Consider the following 15013-nt stretch of genomic DNA (forward strand, 5'->3'; position numbering starts at 1 on the left):
ACCATGAGAACGCCCTCACTGGATATGTGGCGTCAGGCACTCAGGCGCGCCGGGTGCTGCCGGGGCCCGTCTCGATCTCCTCGCGCTCCTCGATCTCCTCAGCACTCGCGGGGTTCTCGGGGCTCTTAGGGCTTTCAGGGTTCTTAGGGCTCTTGTCCGCACCGCCGTTGAAGACGATGTAGTGGTAGAAGGTGAAGCGGAAGGCCGTCCCCAGGCCGAAGCCGACGACATAAGCGGCGATCATGTCCGCGATCGCCGAGGTCAGTCCCAGAACGTGGTGGGTGAAGAGTAAGCAGAACTGGGTGATGAACAATCCGCCCACGTTGGCCAGGGCGAACAGGAGCGCCTCGCGCGCCACGTTCTCCTGTGTGCGGCCCCGGTAGGTCCACAACCGGTTGGCCACCCAGGAGAAGATCGTCGCGATCGTGGCACTGGCCGCGTTGGCCGTATTCGGGTGCCCCGCCAAGACGCCCAGCGGGCCGTGCTGGAAGAGGACGAACAGGCCGGAATCCACGACATAGGCCAGTGCCCCTACCAGCCCGAACTGCAGGAACTCCGTCACCCAGGCGACAATGCGCTCCTTGAGGGTGGGGCGGGGGCTGGTGGTGCCCGATGCGGTGGCGGCCGTCGAGGCGCTGCTCGGCTCGGGCGCGCCTGAGGCTCGCGAACTGGATCGGGTCACGCCCTCGATCGTAGGGCACCGGGATGCTCGGGCAGGCGCTCCCCGACGGTGGGCGCGCTCACGGCACCCATTGAGTCACCTTCACGGACAGGTCCCACACCCAGCTGATCCAGAACAGCTGCCCCACCATGCAGGCCGCCAGCAGCCCGATTCGACGTCGAGTGGACATGCTCGAGGCCAGCGCCCAGGCGATCGGTGCCATCGGCAGCAGAATGCGGAAGACAGATGTAGTCGGATCGAAGAACACCAGCAGATACAGCATGTAGCCCGCGCACCAGAACCAGGGGCCCGGGCCGAGCCGTCGCAGCGACGGGGCGCTGAGCACCGTCGCCACCACCACCAGCGCCCCCACCAGCAGCAGCATGCCCAGACCCGGCCCGACCCACCACCCGCTGCGCGCCAGCCAGGGCGTGAAGGGCGCGAGCGAGCCGTAGCGCCACGCCGTCTCGGTCGCCGTGTACGCGTCGGCCCGCCCCGTGGCCAGCCAGGCCAACGCCGGCCAGGCCAGGGCGCACGCCGCCGAGAAGATCGTCAGCGCCAGCAGTCGCAGGCGCTGCCCGCCGCTCAGCGGTCGGGCCTCGGGCAGCACTCTGAGCCGCCACGCTCCGGGGAACCGCTCGCCGAGGACCTCCCACAGCCACCAGGCGCCCAGCGCCAGGGTCAGCGGCACTCCGATCGGACGGGAGAAGGCCGCAAGCGCGACCGATGCCGTGGCCAGGATGAGGCCGCCCGGCCCGCCTCGCACCGCCAGGGCCAGTGCCGCCGCGGTGAACAGCAGACCCAGGGACTCGGCGTAGGGCACTTGCAGCACGACGGCGCACGGCGAGCTCCACGCCAGGGCGACCGCCCACAGCGAGGCCCGTTCGCCCACCGCCGGGGCCAGCCACCAGTCCATGACGACGGCGGCGCCCGCAGAGGCCGCCGTCGCCACCAGTGCCGCACAGGCGTAGAAGGACCATCCCGTCCAACTCAGTGCCCCGGCGAGCGCGGGCAGCAGCGGCATGAACGCCCAGGCGTTCTGGACCACGTGCCCATTGGCGTCCACGGGGAGCTCGGAGGGGTATCCCTCCTGGCTGATGCGGTTGTACCAGCCCGAGTCCCAGAAGGAGAGGTGCTCCGCCCATGTGGGGGCGGCCTGCGCCCACGGAGTCACCGGGGTGTCCTGCGCGCTCAGTCTCAGGATGATGAGCGAGGCCGCCGTCGCAACGGCCCAGACGGCCAGCACCCGCACTCGGTGGGGCGCAGCGGCGGGCCGATCACCGGGCTGCTCGGAGAAGGAATGCTTGATGGGGATGACAGGACTGAGCACGGCGTCCAGCGTACGGCGCCGCCGGCCGTCGCAGACGGATTGTCGAGGGGCGCGGGTTTGTCGAGGGGCGTGGGCGGTGAGCGACGTGCCGGTGGCCCCGGTAGCCTTGGGCGGGTGAGCGTTCCCATCGTCGCCGTGATCGGAGGCGGGCAACTGGCCCGCATGATGCAGGAGGAGGCCTCCGCCCTGGGCGTCCATCTGCGGGCCCTGGTCGAGGCGCCGGACGGTTCGACGGCGCAGGTCACCGTGGACGGCCCTGTCGGCAGGGCCGATGACGCCGAAGCCGTGCGCGCCCTCGTGAACGGCAGTGCTGGTAGTGCTGGCAGTGCCGGCAGCGCCGGTAGCGCTGGGGCTCCTCGGCCCGGGGCCGGTGCCGTCGCCCTTCAGAGCGTCGGCCGTGCCGATGCCCTCACCTTCGAGCATGAGCATCAGGACTCCGCGCTCCTGGAGCGCCTCCAGGCCGAGGGCGTCTCCGTCCAGCCCACGGCGAGGGCCCTGCTGCTTGCGCGCGACAAGCTCGCCATGCGGCGCGCCATCGACGAGGCCGGCCTCCCGCAGCCCGTCTGGGCCGAAGTCGGCGGTGACGCGCCTGCGATGGCCGAGCAGATCGGCGCCTTCGGCGACCGCCACGGCTGGCCGGTGGTGCTCAAGACCCCGCGGGGCGGTTACGACGGGCACGGCGTGCTCCTGGTGGACGGGCCGCAGGATCTGGACGACGGTGCTGACAGCCCGGCCGCGTCCTGGATCGCCGAGGTCGCCGCGGCCCGTGCCGGTCGAGCCTCCGCGGGCGCCGGGGGTGGGGGAAGTCTGGGCGGCGGCGCGGTCACCAGTCTGCTGGTCGAGCAGGCGGTGCCCTTCACCCGTGAGCTCGCCGTCCTGCTCGCCCGCAGCCCCGGTGGGGAGCTGCGGAGCTGGCCCGTGGCGCAGACCGTTCAGGACGGCGGCATCTGCTCCGAGGTCGTCGCCCCGGCTCCGGGGCTCGAGGAGGCGGCGGTGGCGCAGGCGCAGGAGATCGGGCGCACGGTGGCCGAGCGCTTCGGCGTCACCGGCGTGCTCGCCGTCGAGCTGTTCGCCGTGGAGACTGCGGGGCGCCCCACCGCCCTGTACGTCAACGAGCTGGCGATGCGGCCCCACAATTCGGGCCACTGGACTCAGGACGGCGCGGTGACGAGCCAGTTCGCCCAGCACGTGCGCGCGGTCCTCGACCTGCCGCTCGGCTCGCCCGAGCCCACGGCTCCGGTCACGGTCATGGTCAATGTCCTGGGAAGCCGGGCCGAGCCCGACGACGACGCCCTGGCCCGCGCCCTGGCCCTGGAGCCGCAGGCGCGCGTCCACATGTACGGCAAGGGCTGGCGCCCGGGCCGTAAGCTCGGTCACGTCAACCTCGTGGTCGCCGGCGATCCCGGCTCGTGCGCCCCGTCCGAGGTGATCGCCGATGCGCTGGCGCGCGCTCGCGCCGTCGCCGCCATCCTGAGCGGAGACGCCTGAACTCACCGAATTCGCCGAATTCGCCGAGATCGGTCGTACTCCGCGTCGAGATCGGTCGCAACCCGCGTCGAGATCGGTCGAGTTCCGCGTCGAGATCGGTCCGGACCGGATGTCAGGACCTCTTGCCTCGCAATATTTTCAGAGCTTTCAGAAAGAAAGGGTCTACTGATGAATCAAGCTGCGCAGCCGAAGATCGGCATTGTGATGGGCTCGGACTCCGACTGGCCCACCATGGAGGCCACCGCCGACGTCCTTCAGGAGTTCGGCGTGCCCTACGAGGCCGACGTCGTCTCCGCCCACCGCATGCCCGCCGAGATGATCGGCTACGGACGCGCCGCCGCCGGGAGGGGCCTGCGGATCATCATCGCCGGCGCCGGGGGAGCGGCCCATCTGCCTGGCATGCTCGCCGCTGTCACGGAACTGCCGGTCATCGGCGTGCCCGTGCCGTTGAAGCATCTCGACGGCATGGACTCGCTGCTGTCCATCGTCCAGATGCCGGCGGGTGTTCCGGTGGCGACCGTGTCGATCGGCGGCGCTCGCAATGCCGGTCTGCTCGCCGTGCGCATGCTCGCCGCCGGTGACGGTGAGGAGGCGGCCCGATTGAGGCAAGCCATGAGGGACTTCCAAGCCGATCTGGCCGAGATCGCTCATGCCAAGGGTGCGGCGCTGCGCGAACGGCGCGACCGGGGCTGAGGGGCCCTGAAGGGCGCAGGATCTTCGACGACGTCGGAAACACGGGAATTCCCCTCCCGCCGCCGTCGATCGGTGCGCGGGCAGAGGCCCTGCCCTCTGTAGCATGGTCCCATGAGTATTCTGGTTGCCGGCGGTGCCGGCTACATTGGGGCCCACGTCGTCCGTCTTCTGCTTGAGCGCGGGGACGAGGTGATTGTGGTCGACGACCTGTCCTACGGCTCGCCGGAGCGCGTGGAGGGCGCCGAGGTGATCAAGCTGGACGTGGCGTCCGGCCAGGCGGTGGAGGTGCTCGCCGATGCCATGGAGCGCCGCGGCGTCACGGCGGTCATCCACTTCGCTGCGCGCAAGCAGGTGGGCGAGTCGGTGGCCCGGCCCGGCTGGTACTACCAGCAGAACGTCGGTGGCCTGGCGAACATGCTGCTCGCCATGGAGCAGGCGCGGGTCGAGCAGATGATCTTCTCCTCCTCGGCCGCCGTCTACGGAATGCCGCCGGTGGAGGTGGTGCCCGAGGACATCGACTGCCACCCGATCAATCCTTACGGTGAGACCAAGCTGATCGGCGAGTGGATGATGGCGGACTGCGAGCGGGCCTGGGGGCTGCGCTGGGCGGGTCTGCGGTACTTCAATGTCGCCGGTTCCGGCTGGGACGACTTGGGCGACATGGCCACCCTCAACCTGATCCCCATGGTGCTGGACCGCCTCTCGCGCGGAGAGACCCCCAAGATCTTCGGCACCGACTACCCGACTCCGGACGGCACGTGCATTCGCGACTACATTCACGTGCGCGACCTGGCGGTGGCGCACATCGCGGCCCTGGACTACCTGGCCGGGGGCGGAGAGATGGATGATCACGTCTTCAACGTGGGCACCGGCAAGGGCTCCTCGGTGCGGGAGGTCGTCTCGAAGGTCATCGCTTCCACCGGCTTGGAGATCGAGCCCGAGGAGCTCGACCGTCGCCCCGGAGACCCGCCTCAGCTCATCGGCGACGCCGAGCGCATCGGCCGCGTGCTGAACTGGAAGGCGGAGCACGACCTCGACGACATCGTCACCTCGTCCTTCACCTCCTGGCAGGCTGATCCCAACCGCAAGAGCTTCGCCTGATCCTGCGATTCGCTCCTACGAACAGATTCCGCCCGTTGGCCTGGACATGAGGCCGGCGGGCGGAACTGATTCTCTAGTGATCTCGGTGCGGAAGCGGACCGATCTCGGTGCGGAGTGGGACCGATCTCGAGCCGGAAGTGGACCGATCTCGGTGCGGAGTACGACCGATTTCGAGGCGGAAGCGGACCGATCTCGGCGAAGGGGGGAGTCGGCTCAGGGCTCAGGGCTGGTCGAAGTCCTTGGACGTCAGCTTGCCCGAGCGCATCTTGGAGAAGAAATCCGGGGCGGTGGTGTCCTGCAGGAGCACCGCGGCGCCGATCCCGCCCGGTTCGTAGTCGAGGCTTTCGATGGGCGGTGCACCGGTGAGCCCCTTGTTCGAGGCTGAGCGGAAGGCCAGTGCCATCTGCCCCAGGTCGAGTGCGGAGGCGTCCTCGTCCACGGTCAGGGCCTTCGTCCCGGAGTCGACGAGCTTGTCCTGCCGGAAGGGGTTGATGAGGGTCTGGGCCGACATGGCCTTCGAGACCACCGCCGAGACGACCGCTCGCTGGCGCTGGGCGCGGCCGATGTCGCCGGTCGGGTCGGACTTGCGCATGCGGGAGTAGGCCAGGGCCTTCTCGCCATCGACCTTCTGACAGGTGCCCTTGGATGTGTCCCATACCAGGGAGGAATCGGGGTCGTCCACGTCGTAGTCGAGGCACACCTCGACGCCGTCGACGGCGTCGACCATATTCGTGACTCCGCCCATGCCGACCTCGACGTAGTGGTCCATGGTCAGGCCCGTGAGCTTCTCGGCGGTCTCCACCAGCAGCGGGGCCTGCCCGTATGAGTAGGCCGCGTTGATCTTGTCGTCGTCATAGCCGGGGATCTCCACGTAGGTGTCGCGCGGCAGGGAGATCAGCGAGGCCTGCCCGTTGGACGCCTTGTGGAGCACCATGATCGAGTCGGCGCGCGAGCCCTCGGTGCCGTCCTGGGGCACCCCTCCGTCATCGCGGGAGTCCGAGCCGACGATGAGCCAGGTCTCCCCGGGGGTGTCCTTGGCCCCGGACAGCGCCTCAATGCGATCGAGCTTGGAGTCGATGTCGTGCCACAGCCATGCCACGCGCCCCATGATGAGCACCAGGAGCAGGACGAGAATCGCCGCCACCCACCGCAGTGGACGGCGCCTCCGGGTGCCTTCCGGGGTGCCTTCGGGCTGCGTCGACGGGGGGAACGGGCTGTCCGGCCGTACGAACCCGGCGTCCGGCTGACCATTCCAGGCGGCTCCGGATGAGGCGGCGCCTCTGGTGGGCAGCGCCCGGGTGGGTTCGGGACCTGAGGGCCGCTGCCCGATCGGGACGGCGGAGGACCCCGGACGTACATGGCTGCCCGGCCGGCGCTGGCCGGCCGAGCCCGCATCGGCGTCCTGCCTGGACCCTTGGCGCAGAGAGCGGCGCTGCGGGGACGCCTGGGCGGCGCTCCGACCCGCGGGGGCCGGGGGGGGCGCCTGATCGTGGGAGAGGAACCGGCATCCGCCTGCCTGGCCGAGGCGGCCGATCCCGCCGATGACGCCTTCTTCTCACCGTTCTCACCACTGCGGCGATTCGATGAGCCGGAGGCGCCGGGGCCGAAGGACGGGGGCAGATCCGGAGGAGGAGTCACTGAGGTCGTCCCCTTCTTCGTGTCATAGCGGCTGTGCCAGTGCCTGTGTCAGGTGCGGTTGAGGTGCGGCCGAATGTGTGGGGCCAACGGTCAACTGCACTGCGTGGCGGGATCGACGGTCCCCGAATCGTCTGATCCGGCGCCTGGGTTCGCGGGAGCCGCCGGGGTGGGCTGGTTGCCCTGGGTCGGATCGCCGGTCCCGCTGGAGTCGTCGGTGGGGGAGGCCTCCTGGCTGGGGGAGGTGCCGTCGGCGGACAGGGAGACTGCCTCTTCGGGAATCGGCTTGTCGTCGTGCAGGGCTTTCCAGACGTCATCGGCCTTCGCACTGGGCTGCACGCGGTTGGGGTCGATGTCGTCCTCCTCGACCGGCATGGTGATGAAGTTGATGTTGTCCATGCCGATGCTGGCGGCGCTATTGGCCAGCCCTGCGAGCTTGTCGATTCCCCCCAGCCCTTCACTGACGGTGAGCGTTGACAGGGCCGACTCGGCGAAGCTGTAGAGAGTCGGCATGTCCGTCAGGAGGTTCTTCGACTTGGCGGTGCGCATGATCGCGCCGACCAGCTGCTGCTGGCGGCCGATGCGGGAGATATCGGAGCCGTCGCCCAGCGAGTAGCGCGCACGGGCGTAGCCGAGGGCCTGGGCGCCGTTGAGCGTGTTGCAGCCCTTGCTGAGGTGGAGGTCGGCCTTCTCGTCGTCCACGTCCTCCTCGACGTACATGGGCACGCCTCCCAGGGAGTCGACCATGTTCTCGAAACCGGTGAAGTCCACCACCATGTACTCGTCCATGCGGACATTGGTGAGCTTCTCAACGGTCTTGATCGTGCACGCCGCGGCGTAGGCGACGTCATCGGGGTTGAAGGAGTTGTTGGCCCCGGTGGAGAAGGCGGAGTTGAAGATGGCGTAGGAGGAGGGATCGCTCTCCGAGCCGTCGGGAAGCTTGCACGACGGCATGGCCACCATCGTGTCGCGGGGGATCGAGATGACGTCCATGCGGCTGCGGTCCTCGGACAGGTGGACGATCATGGCCGTGTCCGAGCGCATGCCCTCCGTGTCGTCATTGACTACCTGGCCGTTGCGCGAGTCCGACCCCATGACGAGGATGTTGACCGCACGCCCCTCGAAGGAGTGGTCCGTGGGGCCGTCGGGGCGGTCCCCGCCGATAATGGTGTCGATGGGCTTGACGCCGATCTTTCCTTGGAGATTGTGATAAGCCGCCCACGCCCCCGTGGTCACGAAGAGCACGCACGCCAGCAGGCACAGCATGACGTTGCGCAGGACTCGATGGCGCAGCTCGCGCGCCGCATGGCGTACAGGTGGTGTGGACACGTGGTCACCATACGTGCTCAGCTCATGCGGTTCTATGACCCGAGTCTCGTGTTGGGCGCGAATCGGGGTGACGCTCAGCCGCTTCCTGATGCGGATCGGGTGCCGTGTCCAGGGCGATCCGTCGTGCCAGGCGGGTGATCTGCCTTTCGCGTGCGGCGTTGCGGCGGAAGGACGAGAGGATTTGGATCAGGAAGCCCACCACCAGGGCGTAGAGAAGCAGGTCGGTCCCCCGCCCCACGCCGACGAGGTGGGCCAGGCGCGCCGTGAGCGAGGGCACGGCGATGGCCGCGATGGCGAAGAACACGAAGGCCAGAGTGGCGAGCCTGCGCCCGGCCTGATGGCGCGCCCCGCCGGGGGAGCGCAGCATCATCCATCCGATCCCCGCGACGCAGACGAGGAGGACGGCCTTGATGATCAGCTGGGAGCTCATGGGCGGATTCCTTGCGCGAGTCGGGTCACGAGAAGATCAGGTCGACGAGGATGTTGACGGAGTTGAGCAGCGACTGTCCCTTGGCCTTCGAGTACTCGGTGTACTCGATGTGAACCGGGTACTCCCTCCAGGGAAGGCCGGTGGCGCCCAGCTGGCGGGTGATCTCGCTGGCGTGCGCCATGCGGTTCTGCCTCAGGTCGAGGCGCTCGGCGGCATCGCGCCGCAGCATCCGCAGCCCGTTGTGGGCGTCGGTCATGCGCATGCCGGTGGTGCGGGAGGCGACCGCGGCGGCCGTGGCGAGCACGAGGCGCTTGAGCCAGCCGACCGGTGAGGGGCCCTCGAGGAAGCGGGAGCCCAGCACGAACGCCAGGTCCTCGTCGCGCGCGGCCCGCACCATGGCGGCGGCGTCGGCGGCCGAGTGCTGGCCATCGGCATCGAACGTGACGAGGTAGCGCGCATCGGTGCGCTCCAGCACGTAGCTGATGCCGGTCTGCAGGGCGGCGCCCTGTCCCAGGTTGATGGGGTGGCGCACGACGACGGCTCCCGCCGCCTCGGCCTGCGCCGCGGAGCCGTCCTGCGAGCCGTCATCGACGACGACGACATGGGGGAAGGTCCGGCGGGCCTCCTCGATGACGCCGCGGATGACCTGAGCCTCGTTGTACAGCGGAACCACGAGCCAGGCATCCGTCAGCTCGTCGGGATGCGGCTGTTCTGGGGAGATGGAGGAGTCTGGGGACGACGTCACCCCGGCATTCTTACACGGCTCGTCGAAAGTCCGTATCGGGCTTAAAATAACTGTGCCGTCTCACTTCGACGTCGCCCGCTTCGCTCGCCTCCCTCGTGATCATGATCCATAAGGAGCTGCCGTGGCCACCCGTATCGCACCGTCCGCAGATGTGTCCGAGGCCGCCGTCATCGGTGAGGGAACGGCGGTGTGGCATCTGGCGCAGGTGCGGGAGCGCGCCGTGCTCGGTCAGGGCTGCATCGTGGGGCGCGGCGCCTACATAGGCGAGGGTGTGCGGATGGGGCGTCATTGCAAGGTGCAGAACTACGCCCTGGTGTATGAGCCGGCGGTGCTGGCCGACGGCGTCTTCATCGGCCCGGCGGTGACGCTCACCAATGACCGCTTCCCGCGGGCCGTCAATCCGGACGGCTCGCTCAAGTCGGCCTCGGACTGGGAGCCCGTGGGCGTGACCATCGAGGAGGGCGCCTCCATCGGGGCGCGCGCCGTCTGCGTCGCCCCTGTGCGCATCGGGGCCTGGGCCACGGTCGCCGCCGGCGCCGTCGTCACCAGGGATGTTCCCGCGCACGCGCTGGTCGCCGGGACGCCCGCTGTGCGCGTGGGCTGGGTGGGTCGTGCGGGGCGGCCGCTGGTCGCCGTCGGGGACGACGGCGGGAAGCAGCAGGAAGAGCGGCCGGCTCAGCAAGCTCGGGGCTCTCGGGGCTCTCGGCGATGGCGCTGTCCGGTCACCGGCGCCCTGTACGAAGAGGTCGAGGCAGATCTCGAGACTGCGATCCGGGAGGTGCGCGCCTGATGCCACGTGAGTTCATCCCCGCGGCCAAGCCGATCATCGGGGCGCTGGAGCGCTCCGCCGTCGATGCCGTCATCGCCTCGGGCATGGTGGTTCAGGGGCCGCAGGTGGCCGCCTTCGAGGAGGAGTTCGCCGAGCAGGTCGTCGGCGGCGTTTACGCCGTGGCAGTCAATTCGGGCACGTCGGCCCAGCACCTGGCGACGCTGGCCAGCGGCCTGCCCGAGGACGCCGAGGTGATCGTGCCGTCCTTCACCTTCGCGGCCACGGGCAACTCGGTGGCGATCGCGGGCGCCCGACCCGTGTTCGCCGACATCGATCCGGTCACCTTCACCCTGGATCCGGCCAGCGTTCGGGCCTCGATCACCGATCGCACGGCGGCGATCGAGGTGGTGCACCTCTACGGGCTGCCGGCGAACATGCCCGAGATCATGCGGATAGCCGAGGAGTATGGCCTGGCCGTCTTCGAGGACTGCGCTCAGGCCCACGGCGCCGCGATCGGCTCGGTGCCGGTGGGGTCCTTCGGGGCGTGGGGGTCCTTCTCCTTCTACCCCACTAAGAACATGACCTCCCTGGAGGGCGGCATGGTCACCACCGGTGATGCCGCCTTGGCGCGCCGCGTGCGACTGCTGCGCAATCAGGGCATGGACCGGCAGTACGCCAACGAGCTGGTGGGTCTGAACAACCGCATGACCGACGTCTCCGCGGCTGTGGGACGGGTTCAGCTGGGCAGGCTGGCCGGATGGACCGCGCAGCGGCAGGCCAATGCGGCGGCCCTCAACGAGGGGCTGGCCGGTGCGGCCGGCGTGATCACGCCCCTCGTGCCCGAGGGCCGCACTCACGTCTACCACCAGTACACGATCCGTTTCGAGGGCGCCACGGGTGCTGAGCGGGACCGCATCCAGGCCGTCCTGAAGGACGAGTGGCAGATCGGCACCGGCGTGTACTACCCGATCCCCAATCATCGGCTGGCATCCCTGGCGCCCTATGCGCGGGGCGTGGAGCTGCCCGGCACCGAGAAGGCCGCCCGCGAGTGCCTGTCCCTGCCGGTCCATCCGTCTTTGAGCCCGGCCGATGTGGGGCGCATTGTTGAGGCGGTCGTCGCAACCGTGAGCGCGGGTGCCTGACGCATGGGCAGTACTGGAAGTGCTCAGGGCACTCAGGGTGCTCAGGGCGTTCAGAATGCTCAGAGCCTGCGCGTGGGTCTGATCGGCCTGGGCTCCATGGGACGCCATCACGCTCGTGTCATCCGCGCCACCGAGGGGATGGAGCTCGTGGCCGTGGCCGATCCGGGCGGTGACCAGTTCGGCGCGGCCGGTGAGCTGGAGCTGCTGCCCGATGTGGCCGCACTGATCGATGCCGGGCTGGATGCCGCCGTCGTCGCCGTGCCGACCGCGTACCACGAGTCGATCGCCCTGGCCCTGGCCGAGGCGGGCGTGCCCACCATGGTCGAGAAGCCCATCGCCCACAGCGTCGAGGCCGGACGCCGCGTCGCCGACGCCTTCGCCTCCCGCGGCCTGGTGGGGGCCGTCGGCTATGTCGAGCGCTGCAATCCCGCCCTGCGAGCCCTGCGCGAACGACTCGACGCCGGTGAGCTCGGGCAGGTCTATCAGGTCCTCACCCGCCGCCAGGGGCCCTTTCCCGCGCGCATCAGCGATGTCGGCGTCGTCAAGGACCTGGCCACCCACGACATCGACCTGACCGCGTGGGTCGCCGGCTCCCCCTACCGGTCGGTCAGCGCTCAGGTCGCCCACCGCTCCGGGCGCGTCAACGAGGACATGGTCGTGGCCAGCGGGGTCCTGGCCAATGGCATCATCGTCTCCCACGTGGTGAACTGGCTGACTCCCTTCAAGGAGCGGGTCACCATTGTCAACGGCGAGAAGGGCGCCTTCGTGGCCGATACCCTCACCGGCGATCTCACCTTCCACGCCAACGGGACCGTTGCCTCGACCTGGGATCAGGTCGCCAATTTCCGGGGCGTCAGCGAGGGCGACGTCGTCCGCTACGCCATTGCCAAGCGCGAGCCCCTGGCTCTGGAGCAGGAGCGCTTCCGCGACGCGGTGCTGGAGATGCGCAGCATGCGCAATGCGCACAGCCTGCACAGCATGAGCGGCGACTCCGGCGACTCCAGCAGTCCCGGCGCCGGTGGCGATATCGTGAGTATGGAGGACGGCGTGGCCACCCTCATGGTCGTCGAGGCGGTTCTCGCCTCGGCCGCCCAACAACGGATGGTCGACCTGTGAGGCGCATGCGCACGGGCGCCGCGGCTCTGCTCCTCGCTGCGGCCGGAGCCGCGGGACTGGCGATCGCGGCTCGACATCGGCGTGAGCGCGTCGTCTCCAGCCCGGGGCGCCGCCCGAGAGTCGTGCTCGCCACCCGTCTGTACGCTCCCGAGCCGGCTGCTGCCGCTCTCAGGCAGCGCGGCCTGGCGCGCGCCCTGGTCCGGCGCGGTGCTGAGGTGACTGTGCTGACCTCCAGCCCGCCGGGAGTCACCGCGCCCGACGATCACAGCGTGAGGGTCAGCTCAATGCCCGTGCTGCGCGACGAGGCCGGTTATGTTCGCGGCTACGCCCAGTACATGAGCTTCGACCTGCCGCTGGCCCTGCGACTTCTGGCCGGCCGGCGGCCCGATCTCGTAGTCGCCGAGCCGCCGCCCACGACGGGGGCGGTCGTGCGTGTGATCGCCGCCCTGCGGGGGGTCCCGTACGCCTACTACGCGGCGGACGTGTGGTCCGACGCCTCGCAGGCCACGGGGGCGCCGGGCTGGGTCGTCGCGGTGGTGCGCTCGCTCGAGCGCTTCGCGCTGTCCGGGGCTCGACGCGTGCTGACGGTCAACAGCGGTGTGGCGCAGCGCGTCACCGAACTCAGCAGGCTCAGCAAGTTCAGCAAGTTCAGCAAGCTCGGCAGACTCGGCAGACTCGGCGGTCTTAGAGCCGACCGGGTGACCGTCGTGCCCAATGGCATCGATACCGATGTGTTCACGCCCGAGGGGCCCGTCGCCTCCGACGCCCCTCGGTCTCCTTATTTCCTTTACGCCGGCACGGCATCGGAATGGCAGGGGGCGGGCATCTTCATTCAGGCCCTCCGGCTGGTCCACCGGACTCACCCGCAGGTCGAACTGGTCTACCTGGGGCAGGGAAGCGAGTGGGACTATCTGCGCGACCTCGCTGCGAACGACCCCCGCATCCACCTGATGCCCGTGGTCTCACCCGATGAGGCCGCCGCCTGGCAGCGCGGCGCGGTGGCCTCGGTGGTCTCGATCCGCCCTGGGGTCGGTTACGACTTCGCCTATCCCACCAAGATCTTCGCCGCTCTGGCCTGCGGAACCCCCGTGGTCTATGCGGGTCCCGGTCCCGCGCGCGCCGACCTGTCGGAGGCCGGTCTGGGCTGGGTGGCCGACTACGACGCCCACTCCGTGGAGGGCTGCATGCTGGCCGCCATCGCCGAGCAGGAGGCTGAGCAGGAGACGGCGCGCACCCAGGAGGACCAGAAGAACCAGGAGGACCCGGGCGCGGTCGGGGCGCGCTCGGCGCGACTGCGCGACTGGGTGGTTGCGCACCGCTCCATGGCGGTCGCTCTCGATGAGGCGGCGCGAGTGCTCCTCGACGCCTGAGCCGCGGCCGATGCGCGCGATCCCGGCAGGCGGAGCACAGCAGGGCCGCAGCAGGGCGCAGTAGAGCCGTGACAGAGCGCAGATAGGGCGCAGCGGAGGCGCTCAGGGGGCACGCTCGGCCAGCACGCGGGCGACGCGCTCAGCGGCGCGCCCGTCCCCATATGGGTGGGCCAGGGCCTCTTCCGGCTCACTCGGCCAGGGGCGCGAGACGGCCGCCGCCAGCTCCGGTCCCGGCTCCACCAGCACGTTCCACCCCAGCTCGACGGTCTCCACCCACTCGGTCTGGGGCCGCACGGTCGTGCACGGCACCCGCAGGAGGAAGGCCTCCTTCTGCAGGCCCCCGGAGTCGGTGACAATCCCTCGCGCGTGGAGCGCGGAGGCGATGAGGTCTGGGTAGGGCAGCGGCGGGTGGATGCGCAGCGCGCCCCGGTCCTCGAGGTCCAGCCCGTGCTCGGCGCATTTGGCCGCCAGGCGCGGGTGCGCCAGCAGCACCACCGGGTGGTCCACCGCGGCCAGGGAGTCCAGGATCTCGCGCAGACGCGCGGCGTCGTCGGTGTTCTCGGCGCGGTGGATGGTGGCCAGCGAGTATTCGCCCTCGGCCGGGCCCGGCCTCTGCGCGACCGGCGAGGGGGTGCGCGCCACGCGGTCGCGCACCTGGAGCAGCACGTCGGTCATGACGTCCCCGACGACGACGGTGCGCGCCTGGAGCCCCTCGGCCGCCAGGTGCTCGGCGCCCGCACGAGTGGGGGTGAGCAGCAGGTCCGCGGCGTGGTCGGTCAGGACCCGGTTGATCTCCTCGGGCATTGCCCGGTTGAAGGAGCGCAGGCCCGCCTCCAGGTGGGCCACCGGCACGTGCAGCTTGACGGCGGACAGCGCCCCGGCCAGCGTCGAGTTCGTGTCCCCGTAGACCAGGACCCAGTCCGGTGCGCGATCGGCGAGCACGGCGTCCATGGCGGTGAGCATCGCCCCGGTCTGCGCGCCGTGGGAGCCCGAGCCCACGCCCATATGGACGTCGGGGGCGCCGATGCCCAGGTCGCGGAAGAACACCTCCGAGAGCATCGGGTCGTAGTGCTGGCCCGTGTGCACGATGGTGTGGCGGATTCCGGCCTGCCGGAGGGCGGCGTCGACAGGGGCCAATTTGACGAACTGCGGGCGGGCGCCGACCACGGAGAGAACGTGCATGACCGGACCCTACTGGGCTCCT

General features: G+C 69.9%; 15 protein-coding genes. 8 read left to right on the forward strand and 7 right to left on the reverse strand.

What is annotated here, in order from left to right; all coding sequences use genetic code 11:
* Window positions 1–40 precede the first annotated feature (40 nt).
* Together W5W_RS0112885 and W5W_RS0112890 are read right to left on the reverse strand one after the other, a co-directional pair.
* Window positions 41–682, reverse strand: a complete 642-nt coding sequence (locus tag W5W_RS0112885) for a GtrA family protein (RefSeq protein WP_008732457.1) — start codon at window positions 680–682, stop codon at window positions 41–43.
* Between the two features lie 58 nt (window positions 683–740).
* The gene (locus tag W5W_RS0112890) at window positions 741–1991 is read right to left on the reverse strand and encodes a hypothetical protein (protein WP_017195686.1); all 1251 of its coding nucleotides are present in this window, start codon (window positions 1989–1991) and stop codon (window positions 741–743) included.
* Between the two features lie 114 nt (window positions 1992–2105).
* On the opposite strand from W5W_RS0112890, the gene W5W_RS0112895 reads away from it, so the two are divergent.
* The 3 genes from W5W_RS0112895 to galE all read left to right on the forward strand — a co-directional run bounded on the left by W5W_RS0112895 (window position 2106) and on the right by galE (window position 5273).
* Complete coding sequence (locus tag W5W_RS0112895) at window positions 2106–3479, forward strand: 5-(carboxyamino)imidazole ribonucleotide synthase (RefSeq protein ID WP_017195687.1); 1374 nt, start codon at window positions 2106–2108, stop codon at window positions 3477–3479.
* A gap of 168 nt (window positions 3480–3647) precedes the next feature.
* The gene (gene purE / locus W5W_RS0112900) at window positions 3648–4172 is read left to right on the forward strand and encodes a 5-(carboxyamino)imidazole ribonucleotide mutase (protein WP_008732405.1); all 525 of its coding nucleotides are present in this window, start codon (window positions 3648–3650) and stop codon (window positions 4170–4172) included.
* A gap of 111 nt (window positions 4173–4283) precedes the next feature.
* A complete protein-coding gene (gene galE, locus W5W_RS0112905; protein WP_017195688.1) occupies window positions 4284–5273 on the forward strand; it encodes a UDP-glucose 4-epimerase GalE in 990 nt (329 codons plus the stop codon).
* A 220-nt stretch (window positions 5274–5493) separates the two neighbouring features.
* Here the strand turns inward: galE and W5W_RS0112910 are convergent, their stop codons facing one another.
* A complete protein-coding gene (locus tag W5W_RS0112910; protein ID WP_008732428.1) occupies window positions 5494–6417 on the reverse strand; it encodes an LCP family protein in 924 nt (307 codons plus the stop codon).
* Window positions 6418–6630: 213 nt separating this feature from the next.
* Here W5W_RS0112910 and W5W_RS0112915 point away from each other — a divergent pair, with 213 nt between their 5' ends.
* Complete coding sequence (locus tag W5W_RS0112915) at window positions 6631–6939, forward strand: hypothetical protein (RefSeq protein ID WP_017195689.1); 309 nt, start codon at window positions 6631–6633, stop codon at window positions 6937–6939.
* A gap of 62 nt (window positions 6940–7001) precedes the next feature.
* Here the strand turns inward: W5W_RS0112915 and W5W_RS0112920 are convergent, their stop codons facing one another.
* From W5W_RS0112920 to W5W_RS0112930, 3 genes are read right to left on the reverse strand one after another with little or no spacing between them, the layout of a single operon-like run.
* Entirely contained in the window at window positions 7002–8237 is a 1236-nt protein-coding gene (locus W5W_RS0112920; protein ID WP_017195690.1) for an LCP family protein, read from the reverse strand.
* Between the two features lie 22 nt (window positions 8238–8259).
* Window positions 8260–8667 carry a DUF2304 domain-containing protein gene (locus W5W_RS0112925; RefSeq protein ID WP_008732455.1) on the reverse strand — a complete coding sequence of 136 codons (408 nt, stop codon included), beginning with the start codon at window positions 8665–8667 and terminating at the stop codon, window positions 8260–8262.
* A 25-nt stretch (window positions 8668–8692) separates the two neighbouring features.
* Window positions 8693–9358 carry a glycosyltransferase family 2 protein gene (locus W5W_RS0112930; RefSeq protein WP_193760096.1) on the reverse strand — a complete coding sequence of 222 codons (666 nt, stop codon included), beginning with the start codon at window positions 9356–9358 and terminating at the stop codon, window positions 8693–8695.
* Between the two features lie 175 nt (window positions 9359–9533).
* Here W5W_RS0112930 and W5W_RS0112935 point away from each other — a divergent pair, with 175 nt between their 5' ends.
* The 4 genes from W5W_RS0112935 to W5W_RS0112950 are packed head-to-tail and all read left to right on the forward strand — an operon-like array spanning window position 9534 to window position 13809.
* Window positions 9534–10202 carry an acyltransferase gene (locus W5W_RS0112935; RefSeq protein WP_017195692.1) on the forward strand — a complete coding sequence of 223 codons (669 nt, stop codon included), beginning with the start codon at window positions 9534–9536 and terminating at the stop codon, window positions 10200–10202.
* Window positions 10202–11323, forward strand: coding sequence for a DegT/DnrJ/EryC1/StrS family aminotransferase (locus W5W_RS0112940; RefSeq protein WP_017195693.1), 1122 nt, complete (start codon window positions 10202–10204; stop codon window positions 11321–11323). The genes W5W_RS0112935 and W5W_RS0112940 overlap by 1 nt, the downstream gene beginning before the upstream one ends.
* Window positions 11324–11326: 3 nt before the next feature.
* Window positions 11327–12439 carry a Gfo/Idh/MocA family protein gene (locus tag W5W_RS0112945; protein ID WP_017195694.1) on the forward strand — a complete coding sequence of 371 codons (1113 nt, stop codon included), beginning with the start codon at window positions 11327–11329 and terminating at the stop codon, window positions 12437–12439.
* A 5-nt stretch (window positions 12440–12444) separates the two neighbouring features.
* Window positions 12445–13809: a glycosyltransferase family 4 protein gene (locus W5W_RS0112950; protein ID WP_017195695.1), complete on the forward strand. Its 1365-nt coding sequence runs from the start codon at window positions 12445–12447 to the stop codon at window positions 13807–13809.
* Window positions 13810–13911: 102 nt separating this feature from the next.
* Here the strand turns inward: W5W_RS0112950 and wecB are convergent, their stop codons facing one another.
* A complete protein-coding gene (gene wecB / locus W5W_RS0112955) occupies window positions 13912–14991 on the reverse strand; it encodes a non-hydrolyzing UDP-N-acetylglucosamine 2-epimerase (RefSeq protein ID WP_017195696.1) in 1080 nt (359 codons plus the stop codon).
* Window positions 14992–15013: the final 22 nt, after the last annotated feature.

Source organism: Actinomyces massiliensis 4401292 (assembly GCF_000269805.1).
Lineage (GTDB): Bacteria > Actinomycetota > Actinomycetes > Actinomycetales > Actinomycetaceae > Actinomyces > Actinomyces massiliensis.